Raw genomic sequence first — 14,986 nt, forward strand, 5'->3', positions numbered from 1 at the left:
GAAAAATTAAGCCTGTTCAATTTTTTCTTTTGCTTCTGCAGCTTTTAACTCTTCTGCTTCTGCTTCTTTTTCTTTACGTAATTCATCTGCTTCCATCGCTTTAAAGAATGGATAGTAGAACAATCCCATTAGACAGACATTGAAGATAGCCAAAACGGCAGCTTTCCAATCCATCGTCAACAAGAATGCCTGGAATCCCGGAGGCAAGAAACCTGGTGCTTCTCCCAATGGCAAAGATACCAATCCGGTAGCCATAGCTTCATAAGAAATGACAGAAACAATCACAGGTCCCAGTACAAATGGAATCAGCATGAATGGGTTCATGATCACTGGCAGACCGAAAATAATCGGTTCGTTGATACCGAAGAAGGAAGGAATGATACCCACTTTACCAATCGAACTCAAAGATTTTGCTTTGGAACGACACATCATGATGACCAGCAAAAGAGTCATACCAGAACCGGAAACTTGTAAGAATCCAAAATAGAAACCATAAGTAAAGATATGTTCCGGAGCAACACCGGCAGCTACTGCAGCCGCATTCTCTGCTGCATAAGTGATCGCAAACGGTGCCCAAACACTCTGTGTGATGGCGGCTCCATGCAGACCGAATACCCATAACAGCTGCGTCAAGAAAATGATGATCGCAACAGCCCATACAGAATCCATAGAAGAAATAGCAGGTGCCAATAAGCTAATAATGATCTTCGGGAAAGTGGTTCCGGCATAAGTTGTACAAAGCAAGGCAACAGCACAAGCCAATATCACGTTAAACGCAAAAGGAATCAAAGAAGAAAAGCTTTCTGAAACCATTGGAGGCACGCTGTCCGGCATACGGATCGTCAAGTTGTATTTTTCGAAGAAACGAGTAATTTCTACAACCAGAAGCCCGCCGATGATACTGACAAAGAGACCTTCAGAACCCAATGAAGTAATATCAAAGATCATGCTGTTTTCAGGATCGACATTCACACAAAGCACTACCTGAACCAATACAGCCATGATCCCTAACATACTTGGGGATTTCATGTTGTAACGTTTTGCTAAAGACTCGGCAATAAAAAAAGCAGAAAACAATGACATAATGTTAGTCGTAAAATAAGTGGGAAAGTTAAAGATGAGGATGTGATCATTGACCCAGGCTCCAAACCCTCCACCAAACAGGTTTCCTAAACCGACAGGGATCATACAGAAAGATCCGATAATAATGATCGGAATGATCGCAACCACACCATCTTTCACAGATTGCAGATGTCTTTGCTGTTCCAATTTTTGGGCAATCGGAAACAACCATTTCTGCAATGCATTTTGAATCGCTTGCATTTTCAAATTCTCCTTTCTTACTAAGCTCATAATGTCATGGCACCTTGATTGTAAGCGGTTTGCGCTCTCTCTACAAATAATCATTTTCCCGTGCCTTAGGAAATCAAAGAAATCGTCAAATTCCTAACTTCCATGATACAATACAGTCGTAAAAGTATGAGGTGAGATAAATGAATCAATATGATATCCTAATCATCGGAGCCGGCCCTGGCGGTATTTTTTCTGCTTATGAAGCCATCCGTAAAAAACCAAACTTAAAAATCGGAGTCTTTGAAACTGGGCATCCCCTTGAAAAAAGAAAATGTCCTATCGATGGAAAACGGATTAAATCCTGTATCAACTGTCCAGTCTGCTCAATCATGAACGGATTTGGAGGCGCAGGTGCATTCAGCGATGGAAAATATAACATCACCAATGAATTTGGCGGAAACCTATATGAATATATAGGGAAGGAACAGGCAATCGAACTGATGGAATATGTCGATACGATCAATGTATCCCATGGCGGACAAAATACCCGCTTGTTTAAGAACAACAATTCTATGATCCGTAAGAAATGTTTAAGAAACGACCTCCATCTCTTAGATGCTTCCGTTCGACACTTAGGAACCGATATCAACTATATCGTTTTGGAAAACTTGTATAACGAATTAAAAGAAAAAGTAGATTTCTATTTTGATACCCCGATTGACGCGGTTGAAAAAATCGAAGGCGGTTACCAAATCACTTCTGCCTCTCATCAGACATATACCGGTACTTACTGTATTATCTCCACAGGACGTTCCGGAAGTCAGTGGATGAAAAACATCTGTGATTCGCTAGGAATTCAAACCGAAAGCAACCGTGTGGATATTGGTGTTCGTGTAGAGCTGCCATACGATGTATTCAGCGAGCTGACCGATGAACTCTATGAAAGCAAGATCGTTTATCGTACTGAAAAATTCCAGGATCTCGTTCGTACTTTCTGTATGAACCCTCGCGGTGTCGTAGTCAATGAAAACACAAATGGTATCGTTACGGTCAATGGTCACAGTTATGAGGATCCAAAGAAGTATACCAACAACACCAACTTTGCGTTATTGGTATCCAATCACTTCACAGAACCATTTAAAGATAGTAATGGATATGGCGAAAGCATTGCCCGTTTATCCAACATGCTGGGTGGCGGCGTAATCGTACAACGCTTCGGAGATTTGATTCGCGGCCAAAGAAGTACCCCAAGCCGTATTCAGGAAAGTTTCATCACACCTACTTTGAATGCAACTCCTGGGGATCTGAGCCTGGTGATCCCAAAACGCCAAATGGATGATATCATTGAAATGATCTATGCTCTGGATAAGATTGCTCCAGGTACAGCCAACGATGATACGCTTCTCTATGGAGTAGAAGTTAAATTCTACAATATGCAAGTCCAGCTGGATCAAAACCTGGAAACTTGTCATAAGAACCTGTTTGTAATCGGCGATTGTTCCGGTGTCACTCACTCCTTGAGCCATGCTAGTGCCAGCGGTATCTATGTAGCTCGCCACATCACCGATCAAATCGATTAAGCACTGCCTTCGGGCAGTCTTTTTCTTTCCTAAGACATGGGAAAAAGTTTAGTTGAGACCAGTCGTCATCCTTTCTATAATAAGACCAGAAATCAGGTCAATAGAAAGAAGGATAACAGTATGAGTAAAGACTACAGTTTATGGGCCGAAGCCAAAACAAAACACGGTCTTCAAGTGGATGAAGTGGTTTCCGGTCTGCAAAAATCAATTCGCCGTTCAATGACAGAACTGGCATGCCGCTATGCGTACGAACTGTATACAACCAGTCCTGTACTGCTTGAAAAATTGTGGAGTCGTTTATTGACGATTTCCGTAGAAGATGTTGGATTTGGAAATTTAGATGCTGCTCGTCATATGTATGTATTGAACCAGATGCGTAAGGAATATGCATACGATGATCCAGACCAGCCGATGTATTTCATTCACGCGATCCGCATTTTATGTTCCTGTGAAAAAGATCGTTCCAGTGACTTCTTGAAAAACATCGTGATCAAGACAGCGGCTATGGGAGAAGTCCCAGAGATCATCGATCTGGCTTTAGACAAACACACAAAACGCGGTAAAGAAATGGGAAGAGATTCAAAACACTTCTTCAACGAAGCATGTAAAGTGATTCCGCAGGCAAAAGTTGATAATGATTACCGCGAACGTTATGGAAAGATCTTGGAAACTTACGATCCAGAAAAAGTAGAAGAAGATGCTTTCCAATATGCGATTGGACGCGTATAATGCACAAGGCTGCTTCGGCAGCCTTTTTTTGTGGAAAAACAGACGGTAACCATATCAAAAAGATCAAACTCTTCATCTCACTCCATGTATTCTGGCGATACAATCTAATCCTTTCTTCCGTTTGGCGTGCAACATTAAAAAAAGCCGAGTTTATTTACCCGGCTAAAATAAAGTCATCTGATTTTCTTCATCCAAGCCTTCCAAAGCTTGCATGCGATCCAACTGATCCAATAAGGATTTTGAGATCTGTGTCCGTTTTAGAACATCCTCTTTTGATAAGAAATCTCTTGTCTCTCTTGCCTTGACAATCGATTTAGCAACGTTGGCTCCCAAACCATCCAAGCTCGTGAATGGAGGAATGATGGCTTTAGGATCCTTGGGATCATAGATAAACTCCGTTGCGGCGGATTGCTTGATTGAAATATTTGAAAAATGATATCCGCGGCAAGCCATCTCTAAGGCCAGTTCCAAAGTATCATAGATTGCGTTTTCTTTATCACTGACCGTCTGAGTTTTGTCTTCCTTTGCTCGACGGATCTCGGTCATGCGCTGACGGATAGCTTCTTCCCCGGCAATCATCGTATGAATATCATAAGCATCACAGCGTATACTGAAGAACATACAATAATATGCCAAAGGACGGTGAACCTTAAACCAGGCAATACGGACCGCCATCATTACATAGGCAACCGCATGAGCCTTAGGGAACATGTATTTGATTTTTTGGCACGATTGGATATACCAGTCCGGGACATTGTTTGCTTTCATTGATTGGATCCATTCGTCTTTAAGGCCTTTTCCTTTACGTACGCTCTCCATGATCGTAAACGCCTGTTTAGGCTGCAGCCCCATCTGAATCAAATCGACCATGATATCATCACGACATCCGATCACTTCGCTCAAGACACAAGTTCCATTATTGATCAATTCTTCTGCATTTCCCAGCCAAACATCCGTTCCATGACTCAAGCCAGAAATACTGACCAGTTCCGCAAACGTTGTCGGCTTTGTCTTTTCCAATATTCCCCTGACGAAGCGGGTCCCAAACTCAGGAATCCCTGCTGCCCCAGTGACTTCATTATATCGAGTCGTGTCGATCTTTAAAGAATCCAACCCGGAAAAAATAGCCATCGTTTCAGGATCGTTCATCGGTAATTGCCGTACATCCAGGCCCGTAATTCGCTCCAACATTTTCATGGCCGTCGGATCCACATGCCCTAAGATATCAAATTTCAAAATATTATCATGGATCTGATGAAAGTCGAAATGCGTTGTCTTCCACTCCGCATTCGGGTTATTGGCAGGATATTGGACCGGTGTAAAATCATGAACATCCATATCCAAAGGTACAACGACGATTCCTCCCGGATGCTGGCCGGTTGTTCGCTTGACTCCTTCACATTCTTTCGCCAAGTCTACGCGTTTAGCTTCACAAAATGGTTCAATTCCCATTTCTTCTTCGTAACCCTTGATATAACCATATGCCGTTTTTTCTTGTACCGTTCCTACGGTACCGGCGCGGAATACATGGTCTTCTCCAAAGATTTCCTTGGTAAAGGCATGTGCATTGGCTTGATAGTCTCCTGAGAAGTTCAAATCAATATCGGGAACTTTATCTCCTTCAAAGCCTAAAAAAGTCTCAAACGGGATATCTTGTCCATCCCCTCGCATGATCGTACCACATTTTGGACAAGGTTTGTCTGGCAAATCAAAACCAGATTTGACCTCCTCATCCTCGATAAATTCATAATGATGACAATGAGGACACACATAATGAGGAGCCAGCGGATTGACTTCCGTAATATTGGACATCGTAGCCACAAAACTGGATCCTACCGATCCTCGACTTCCTACAAGATAGCCATCTTCATTGCTCTTTTTAACCAAAAGATGAGAAATATAGTAAACTACGTAGTATCCATGACCAATGATGCTGTCGAGCTCACGATTCAATCTTTTTTCAACAATTTCCGGAAGCTTTTCTCCATACATCTTGTGCGCAGTTTCAAAACAAATATCTCTTAGCTTTTGATCAGACCCCTCAATATCCGGCGGATACAGTTTATCCTTGATCGGATAGACTGGCTCCATTTTTTCTTTTAGCTTATTCGGATTTGTCACCACGATCTGATAAGCTTGCTCCGGCTCCAGCCAATCAAAAGCTTCCAACATCTCTTCTGTTGTCAAGAAATGCTGATCCGGCGCTTTACAGACTCTGCGCATACTTTCATCATAGATATACAGCGGATGTCTAGCATTGCCGATTGCTTTCGCATTAATGTAGATATCGCGCACTCTTTTTTGATGAGAATGTACATAATGGGCATCGCTTGTGGCAATCACCGGTTTATCTTTTTTCTTAGCGGCATCAAGAATGTATCCTAAGATCTTCTTAAGATCCTCTACATTTTGAATCGCTTTTCCTCTTCCTCGCATCTGCAACAGATTGGCATAACATGCCAAAGGCTGGATCTCGATATAATCATAAAATTCCATCGCTTCTTCCAATCTTTGGGCATCACGAGTATGCGCTAAATCAAAAATCTCTCCGTTTTGGCAACTCGATCCGATTAGAAGATTGCCGTTTTTTCGCTTTGTTTCCAATTCAAAACGAGGGATCCTAGGCTCTCCGGCCGCCGTTTCCGTCGATAAATATTGAGTATGACTTAAAGTGATCAGCTCAAATAATTCTTTTAGACCCTCTTTATTTTTTGCGAATACAGTCGTATGCATCGGACGTACTTTCTTGAAACTTTGTGGATCGCTTAACATCAAGTCATCCAATGTTGCTTCCGAATCAAAGCGATTGAGCATATGGCATAAGACTTGTGACAGAACTTCGGCATCATAATCCGCACGGTGAGCCCCTTCTCCATCATAGCTGACCCCATATTGTCGACACACACTTCCTAGATTATATCGTTTCGCATCCGGCAACATTGCCTGCGCCAAAGGCCATGTATCAATCACCGGATTACTGATTCGCGGCCGATGACACTTTTCACAAGCCGCGTTCATAAAGCCGATATCAAAGCTAGCATTATGAGCTACTAAAACGGAATCCCCGATAAAATCCAATAGATCCTGCAGCGCTTCTTCAATCGTTTTTTGTCCATCCACATCTCTTTGAGAAATATTAGTCAACGTCGTAATGCTGGCAGGAATAGGCCGTTTAGGATCAATAAACATCTGCAAGCGATCGATCACTTCCCGATGTTTCATCTTAACTGCCCCAAATTCAATGATATCATCCAGTCGATTTGATAAACCGGTTGTTTCCAAGTCAAAAATCACATAGGTCGTATCTTCTAGACGGCGATGATCATTGTTCATGACGATTTTATAATCGGGATCCACCATCAACATTTCACAGCCGTAAAGCATTTTGAAATTGCGTTCGGGATCTTGTTTGTTTAAAGCGCTGACTTTATGCTGAGCCATGGGAAATGCCTGCACGACTTGGTGATCACAGATCCCGATCGCATCCATTCCCCAATCATAAGCACACTGAATGTATTCTTCGATTGAACAAACGCCATCCATTTCCGAAAAATTCGAATGTACATGCCACTCTGTTCGTTTTTCCTTCGCCCCGTCTTTTCGTTTTGGAGGCTGGATTTCCTCGAACTGATGGATCATAAAAGAATCACATTTGGCATAACTATCGTAGACTACTTCTCCTTTTAGACGCACAAACATGCCTTTTTTGACCTTTTGAATTTCTTCTAAAGGACATCGAGCCCCTTCAAAGCGCTTTGCCACGATCGCATCTTCATAATCGGATATATAGATCATCTGCAAGGTTTTTCCCGATTTCATGACCCGATTATCCACCGAAAAAATATGCCCTTCGATCATCACATCACGCATGCCCACTTGTAAATCGGCAATTGAAGATTGTATGGCTTGCTGACGACGATATGTCTTTTTTAAAGGCTCTTCTTTTTTTGGCAACAAAACGGAAGGCATCTCGATTCGCTGAGTCTCGATCGCTTTGTCATCTTCAATTTGTTTGCAGATCATATCCATTTCGATGCCGACCTCTTTTAATAAAGACTCCAAAATCGGTAAAGATAGGTTAAGCTTCGCCAGTCGGCTCTCATCTTTTGTCGAAAAAGCCACGGACTCGTTTTCCATAAAAGGATGAAGAAAGCGGAAATCTTTTAGTCTCGGCTCTTTTTCCACAAAATAAGCTACATAACGATCCAGATTGACCATGTCTGTTTTAGCATGACGAGCCTCGATTCCCAGATTTACATGAACATGAGTCTGAAGCTTCAGATTATGAAGCAATGTTTCATAAAGTTCAAAAGGAAAAACCTCATCCACCATCAAAACTATTTCCAGATGTTCGCTTTTCACATGGTATAACGGGCCCTTTTTAAACTGAGCATGATCAAAATAAGGTTTCCATTCCTCTGGCAAGAAATGGGCAACTGTTTCCCAAACCATCGATCCTACTCCTTTCATCGAACCATTTTCTTAAAAGCATCTTTAGCAGCCAATTGTTCAGCCTTTTTCTTAGTTGAACTGGTGCCGGTTCCTAATAAAATATCATCCAGATAAACACCCATTGTGAAAGTAGGCGCATTGCTGGGCCCCACTTCTTGTAAGCATTTATACTGTATTGTCTTTCGGCTGTCGGCTTGGATCACTTCCTGCAGATGCGTTTTATAATCTTTTACATCTTCGCTTTTCTCTGCTCTAAACAGAGGAAGCATGACCTCTTTTAACAAACTGTCACAAGCTTCATATCCCTGATCAATATAAATGGCTCCTAAACAAGCTTCGAATTGATCAGCCAAGATACTGGCACGCTGCCGTCCGCCATTTTTTTCTTCCCCGACTCCCAGCTTCAAATAGTTATACCATCCCAGACTTTTATTCAGCTTGGCTAAAGTAGCTTCACAGACTGTCTGAGCCCGTAATGTCGTCATCTGCCCTTCATGCATTTTAGGCTCCATATGAAACAGCTGATCGGCACTCCAAACTTGTAAAACCGCATCGCCCATAAATTCTAATCGTTCATTATCCGTCCCTTTTTGATTATGTTCATTCGCATAGCTGGAATGCGTACAAGCTTCCTCATAGATTTTTTCATCATGAACGAAATAACCTTGATCGGTCAACCATTGTGAAAAACGTTTCATGCCTTGCCACCTTCTTTCAGATCTTTAGCCACACAAGCCGGGACCATCTGAGAAACATCTCTGTTATAGCGAAGGAATTCACGCACATTCGAGCTGGAACAATGCATTTTATCTTCACTGGCCAACAAGATAACAGTTTCGATCGAAGGGTCCAACAGATGATTCATAGCTGCCATATTTTTTTCATATTCCAGATCAACGCCGTTTCGAACGCCGCGAATCAAGACATTCGCTTTGATTTCTTTACAGATTTCTGTCGCCAATCCCGCATGCGCCTGTACAGTGACATGACAAAGGTCTTTCAAAGATTCTTCTAACCATTTTTTTCTTTGATCTAAAGGAAACATTGTATGTTTATCCGAATTCACTCCAATCACCACAACAACTTCATCAAAAAGACGAGTTGCTCTTTGAATGAGATCCAAATGCCCTTGGGTCACCGGATCAAAGGTCCCACAAAAACAGGCTTTTTTCATTTCTTTGTCTCCTTTCGATAATAAGTGATCTTTGTATTTCGATATATTTTTTCGCGTTCTTTGATAAAATGACCAATCTCTTCCGGAAAACTTTGGGTGGAAAGGCTCTCCACGACCACCATTCCTTCTTCACAAACTAAATCTAAACGATCCAAAGTTTCCAACAGTTTCACATTTTGTTCTTTTTGATAAGGCGGATCGATATAGACCAGATCAAAAGGAACATTCATTTGATCTAACGCCGAAAAAATATTTGCTTTAATGATCTGGACTTGCGATTCCACGCCCAACGCTCTGGCATTGGCACGAATCACTTTGACAGCCCTATGATCCTGATCGACACAAACAGCTTGATTCATCCCTCGCGATAGAGCTTCCAAGGCAATATTCCCCGTCCCGCTGTAGCAGTCTAAGATCCTGCCATTCTCAAAAGAGCCGCCCAGACTGGAAAAGATGGCCCCTTTCACTTTATCGGAAGTAGGTCGTGTCGTTTGCCCAGGCACACTCTCGAGTCGCCTGGAACCAAATTTACCAGCTACGATGCGCATGATTCGTCATCTCCTTGAGTCGAATCTGTGATATGCACTGTTGAGCAATTCCCATAGTCAAAAAACAAGCCATCAAAGAAGATCCGCCACTGCTGATAAATAATAAAGGAACCCCGGTCGAAGGGATCAGGCCCGATACCCCTCCCACATTCAAGAAAAAATGAATGAAGAGATATGTGCCCGTTCCTCCTAAAATCACCTTATATGCCATCTCCTGGGTCTTAAATGCATAAAAGAACAAACGATACAACAACAAGCCATACAAGATACATAAAAGAATCAACCCAAAAATCCCCGTTTCTTCCATGATCACCGCAAAGATATAATCATTGTCAGCCTGTGTCAGATATCCATATTTTCGCATAGATCCACCGATTCCCTTTCCAAAGAAACCGCTGCTGGCAATGCCATATAAAGCATTGGCCGGCTGATACCCTTGACCATAGACATCATTATAAGGATTCTTGGCATTGGCGATTCGAGTCGCAATATGAGAAAACGGCGTCTGCTCCAAAATGGAAATTCCAAGATCCGTCACCCAAAAAAGAATGACAAAAGCAACAATGGAAATCATCACGATCCTTTTTAGAACCTTTTGAAAACGCGCCATACCCGGATATGTAGGAATGATCAGACAAGCAAAAAAGATCGTCGAAATGATAGCACCGGTTCCGATATCCCTTTGAAGCAAGATCCCAACCATCAACAAAAAATAACAAATCATTGGTTTTCGAAACAGAATCTGCCACTTTTGCGTCATCTGCGGATTCTGATGAGCTCGATATAAGGAAGTAGCGCAAATTACGATCAATACGGGTTTGGCAAACTCAGCCGGCTGGATCGTTACGCCGCCTGGCAGACGGATCCAGGCATACGACCCCCCAGACCCGGTAAACAAAAGCGGGACCAGCATCGCAACAAAAGAAATCAGAACAATCGCATTCTCCCACCGTGCGATCCATTTAAATCGAAACATTCGATTCGCAAACCACATACACAAAAACGAAGCAACCAAATACATCGTCTGACGAATCAGTGTAATCAGAACAACATTCGAATTGGTTGTGGTCTCTCCTACATTGGTCGACACGATCATAATCGTTCCACACAACGTCAAGAGAATGATACACAACGTGATCAAAGGATCGCTTTTCGGGTGCAACGAAAAGACTTGGCGCAGTTTTTGCCAAATCGGTTTTTTGGGTGCTTTTTCTTTTCTTCTTTTATCCGATCTTTTGATCGTTTGGTTTTTTGTTTTTACGACAGTACTCATAGATTCCTTTCATCTATTTGAAAAACTAATCATGACTCAATAAAAAATAGTGGATTTCCGGATCCGCATTGAACCGGGCATCGATACGTGTATTTCCCACGCCTGCCGATACAATGACACTAAAAGGTAGAGAAGCCCCCTGTGAACGGTTTAAAGTCTTCGACCCCTCTGTCTGGCGATAACCTCCCAACAGCGGGTAGGTAATCTGTGTGCCATGACTGTTTCCGGCCAAAGCTAGCGATACCTGATCTTGGCTCAAAGCATCATTGACCAAATTATCTGGATAATGGCTGACCACGATATGAAACATCTCTTTTTGATTATTAGCCAATACACTGACATCCGCAGAGGGTGACAAGCCACATAAAGTAAAGGCGTTGGCAATCTGGACCTGCTTGTTTTCCAAGATCTCAAACCCTGTTTGAGCATAAATATCTCGCACCGACTGTATATGAGTTTCATCGATATCCTTTTCGCCTAACACCGAAAACTTTCCATACGGTGCATCGATCCGATTCAAAAAATCTATCAGTGCCTGATTGGATTCCGGCGTGGGCACAAAGGCATCATCATACAGATCACCCCCGAAGATCACAATGGAGGGATCTAATTCTTCAATCGTAGAAATCAGATTTTCTGTTCGTTTCGTATCCTGAAAAGTTCCATATTGAAGATCCGTGAAATACAAGATGGACAGGATTCCTGCATCCTTTCCGATCGTTTCATCCCGAATCGTTTGATAGCGAACATGAAGTTGATTAGGATTCACTTTGGTGGCCATAAAAAGAGAGCTGGCCAAAGTGCACATACATAAACTTAATACTCCAATTACAATCAACAATTTTTTTTGCAGGCTTGTCATCGCATCACCATGTATTATTCTACCACAGTTTACAGAAAGAAAAGAAAGAAGACTAAGCTTCTTTCCGTTGTGCCTTTTTCTGTATGCGTTTTTGTTGGATCTCCTCCATGGTCTGGCGAGAGTTGATGATGACCGGAATCACAATTGGATTTCGGTGTGTTTTTTTATATAAGAACGGTTCCAGAGTTGATCGCACACAGTTTTTCAACTCAGAGAAAGTCGTCTTTTCTTTCATTTTTTCCTGGAGAGACTGGTGCACGATAAATTCCGCTTCACGAATCAACCCTTGTGAATCTTTGATAAATACAAAGCCTCGGCTGACGATGACTGGCCGAGATAAGATCTTATTGGACTTGGAATCAATGGCGATCACCACCGCAACCAATCCATTGTCCGCCAAGATCCGCCGATCTTTCAAAACCGCCGTTGACAATCCTGAGATATCATTTCCATCTACATAGATGTCATCTCCTTGGAATCGCCAGTCACTTTGAAGTACTTCGTGATTACGAAGGATCAGAATGTCTCCATTTGCGCAAACAAAGATATTTTCTTTAGGGACGCCTACTTCTATGGCGGTCTGGCGATGCTGCATCAACATCTTATATTCTCCGTGCACCGGCATAAAATAACGAGGGCAGATCAGCTGCAACATCAACTTCTGTTCTTCTTTAGAAGCATGTCCTGTTGTATGCAGATTATTTAAGATCGATTTGGTCAAGACAGTAGCCCCCGATCGGAACAGCTTATCGATGACTTTGTTGACACTGGCTGCATTCCCCGGGATCGGATTTGAACTAAACACGATCGTATCTCCCGGTTTTAAATGAATATACCGATGCGTTCCATTACTGATACGGCTCAAAGCTGCCAACGGTTCCCCTTGACTTCCCGTACAAATAATACACACTTTATCATCCGGCGTATGCGCCAACTCTTCCGGAGATAGAAAATCCGCATTCTTGATTTTGATCGTTCCCATTTTGCGGCCGATATCCACGACATTTTCCATGCTCCGACCAAAGACGATGACTTTTCTTCCGCACTTCACAGCCGCTTCCAAAATTTGCGAAACACGATGGACATTGGATGCAAATGTCGCAACGATCAAACGCTGCGAAGTCTTGCGCATGATTTCTAAGATCTCATTGGCTACTTTCTTTTCTGAGATCGAAAAATCTTCGACACCCGAGTTCGTGGAATCAGACATCAAGAGATCAGGTTTTAAAACACCAATGTAAGCCATTTTCTGATAATCGGCATTGGTCCCGACGGGAGTAAGATCGAACTTAAAATCTCCGGTTTCCACAATAGTTCCGTTCGGCGTCGTGATCAGAACTCCCAAAGAATCCGGTATTGAATGGATCGTATTAAAAAAACCGACAGTAAAATACTTGGTCTTAATGCTGGATTCATCGTTGATTTCAATAATCTTTGTTCGTTCCAGGCCCTTGTGCTCTGCCAGTTTTTTCTGGATCAAAGCCTTGGCAAACCGCGGTGCATAGATGGCATCGATATTGACTTGCCGCAATAAAAATGGAATTCCTCCAATATGGTCTTCATGACCATGGGTAATGACTAAAAATTTTCTTTTTTTGTTCATGCGAATCAAATGATGATAGTCCGGAATGACATAATCTACCCCTAGCAGGTCATCTCCCGGAAACAACACACCACAATCCACGATACAAATCTCATTTTCGTGTTCAAAACAGTACATGTTTTTTCCAACTTCACCCAGTCCTCCTAAGGCATAGATCAAGGTGTCGTTTTTCTCAACATGATTTTTAGTATGATATGTTTTCTTTGATTGTGCATGCCCAAAACTCGTATTCATCTGTTTTGGCATATTTTCCTCTTTCTGAGTCTTTGTTACTCTTCTTTTATAAATTATATCAAAAAATCCAATAGTCGTTTCAACAAAAAAGCAGAAATCAAATCACTTCTGCTTCCGCGTCTTCTTTCCAAGGTTCTTCCGGATCGATACGATCATAGTACAGGATCCCGGACAAATGGTCGATCTCATGCTGGAGAGCAATCGCAAAATACCCCTCAGCCTTGATCGTGACCATTTTTTGCTGAATCAGATCATAACCTTTGACCTTGATCCGGGCATGGCGAAATACATGGCCGGGATGTTCGTCTTTGACTGAAAGACACCCCTCCCCATTTTCCAAATAGGCATTTTGAACGGATTCCGAAATAATTCTGGGATTGACTAAAGCCGCTTCATAAACCACATCTTCCTCAGGCACCACGACAGCTATCATCTGCTTGGGAATTCCCAATTGAATTGCAGCGATTCCTACGGCCGGCTGCAGTCCTTGCTCTTTGGCAATCTCTTCATCTTGTGAATCTTTGACATATTGCAGCATGTCCTCTAATAAAGCCTGGTCTTCTGCGGATAAAGGCAGTTCCACTTTTTTACTTTTTGTTCGTAAGACTGGATCCGAATCCAGAATAATGGTTTCACTATTGATTTTCATGGAATTATTCTAAACCATTTTCACTATTTTGACAATGAATCTCTTTTTGTCGCAAGACGCCTTGATACGCGCCTTCCTGGCAAATGCCTACAGCTGCAAATCCTAAATTGGTGTAATAATTCTCCAATGAAGAATTGTTTTGGGCAGAATCCAGGCGAACATACTGTTTTCCCCGCGCTTTTGCATAACATTCTACCGCCTCTAAAAATCGTTTCCCCGCCTGAGCAGATTCTATATCCGATACAAAATTATGAACATAAATAGCTGGTTTCTCCGAATTCCAACGAGAGTCGGATTCTAAAAGAACCGCTGCACTGATAATATGTTCGTCCTTTTCGCTAACAAGCGCAAAAAGTCGCCCTAGCATCGCTTCTTTTTCAAAATAAGATAAAGGAAAAATCTCATCATAGTGATTCTGGTTCCAAGAATCAAGCCCCTTTTTGTCCATCCAGCGCATTCTTTGCCGGATCAAAGAAAACACTTGCTTTGCTTCTTTGATCGTACATCTTCTCAATCGTTCCCATTCTTCCATGCGCTTATTTTATCATTCATTCTGTTTTCCGAAAACCATTTTGACAATCTCTTGAAA

12 protein-coding genes are annotated in these 14,986 nt (G+C 42.2%); 2 read left to right on the forward strand and 10 right to left on the reverse strand.

The genetic code is table 11. The features are described from left to right. Positions 1-6: 6 nt before the first annotated feature. Positions 7-1,353, reverse strand: coding sequence for a PTS sugar transporter subunit IIC (locus tag HNQ43_RS01090; protein ID WP_244957004.1), 1,347 nt, complete (start codon positions 1,351-1,353; stop codon positions 7-9). 140 nt (positions 1,354-1,493) lie between these two features. On the opposite strand from HNQ43_RS01090, the gene HNQ43_RS01095 reads away from it, so the two are divergent. Both HNQ43_RS01095 and HNQ43_RS01100 read left to right on the forward strand, forming a co-directional pair. Beyond that, positions 1,494-2,873, forward strand: a complete 1,380-nt coding sequence (locus HNQ43_RS01095; RefSeq protein WP_183373950.1) for an NAD(P)/FAD-dependent oxidoreductase — start codon at positions 1,494-1,496, stop codon at positions 2,871-2,873. A gap of 120 nt (positions 2,874-2,993) precedes the next feature. Then, entirely contained in the window at positions 2,994-3,602 is a 609-nt protein-coding gene (locus HNQ43_RS01100; protein ID WP_183373952.1) for a hypothetical protein, read from the forward strand. Positions 3,603-3,764: 162 nt separating this feature from the next. Here the strand turns inward: HNQ43_RS01100 and HNQ43_RS01105 are convergent, their stop codons facing one another. The 9 genes from HNQ43_RS01105 to HNQ43_RS01145 all read right to left on the reverse strand — a co-directional run bounded on the left by HNQ43_RS01105 (position 3,765) and on the right by HNQ43_RS01145 (position 14,929). Beyond that, the gene (locus HNQ43_RS01105) at positions 3,765-8,072 is read right to left on the reverse strand and encodes a PolC-type DNA polymerase III (RefSeq protein ID WP_244957005.1); all 4,308 of its coding nucleotides are present in this window, start codon (positions 8,070-8,072) and stop codon (positions 3,765-3,767) included. Next, positions 8,069-8,752: a ribonuclease III gene (gene rnc / locus HNQ43_RS01110; protein ID WP_183373954.1), complete on the reverse strand. Its 684-nt coding sequence runs from the start codon at positions 8,750-8,752 to the stop codon at positions 8,069-8,071. The genes HNQ43_RS01105 and rnc overlap by 4 nt, the downstream gene beginning before the upstream one ends. Then, on the reverse strand, positions 8,749-9,228 hold the full coding sequence (gene coaD / locus HNQ43_RS01115; protein ID WP_183373956.1) for a pantetheine-phosphate adenylyltransferase: 480 nt from the start codon (positions 9,226-9,228) through the stop codon (positions 8,749-8,751). The genes rnc and coaD overlap by 4 nt, the downstream gene beginning before the upstream one ends. After that, a complete protein-coding gene (gene rsmD / locus HNQ43_RS01120) occupies positions 9,225-9,776 on the reverse strand; it encodes a 16S rRNA (guanine(966)-N(2))-methyltransferase RsmD (RefSeq protein WP_183373958.1) in 552 nt (183 codons plus the stop codon). Before rsmD ends, coaD begins: the two co-directional genes overlap by 4 nt. Continuing rightward, positions 9,757-11,049, reverse strand: a complete 1,293-nt coding sequence (locus tag HNQ43_RS01125; RefSeq protein WP_183373960.1) for an FtsW/RodA/SpoVE family cell cycle protein — start codon at positions 11,047-11,049, stop codon at positions 9,757-9,759. The genes rsmD and HNQ43_RS01125 overlap by 20 nt, the downstream gene beginning before the upstream one ends. Before the next feature lie 25 nt (positions 11,050-11,074). Beyond that, positions 11,075-11,911 carry a metallophosphoesterase gene (locus HNQ43_RS01130; protein ID WP_183373962.1) on the reverse strand — a complete coding sequence of 279 codons (837 nt, stop codon included), beginning with the start codon at positions 11,909-11,911 and terminating at the stop codon, positions 11,075-11,077. 52 nt (positions 11,912-11,963) lie between these two features. Further along, complete coding sequence (gene rnjA, locus HNQ43_RS01135; RefSeq protein WP_221247974.1) at positions 11,964-13,748, reverse strand: ribonuclease J1; 1,785 nt, start codon at positions 13,746-13,748, stop codon at positions 11,964-11,966. Positions 13,749-13,845: 97 nt separating this feature from the next. Next, positions 13,846-14,397 (reverse strand): peptide deformylase, encoded by a 552-nt coding sequence (gene def / locus HNQ43_RS01140; protein WP_183373966.1) that lies wholly within the window; start codon positions 14,395-14,397, stop codon positions 13,846-13,848. 4 nt (positions 14,398-14,401) lie between these two features. Further along, complete coding sequence (locus tag HNQ43_RS01145; protein ID WP_183373968.1) at positions 14,402-14,929, reverse strand: hypothetical protein; 528 nt, start codon at positions 14,927-14,929, stop codon at positions 14,402-14,404. Between the last annotated feature and the right edge of the window lie 57 nt (positions 14,930-14,986).

Source organism: Faecalicoccus acidiformans, from assembly GCF_014202635.1.
Classification (GTDB): Bacteria; Bacillota_I; Bacilli_A; order Erysipelotrichales; family Erysipelotrichaceae; genus Faecalicoccus; species Faecalicoccus acidiformans.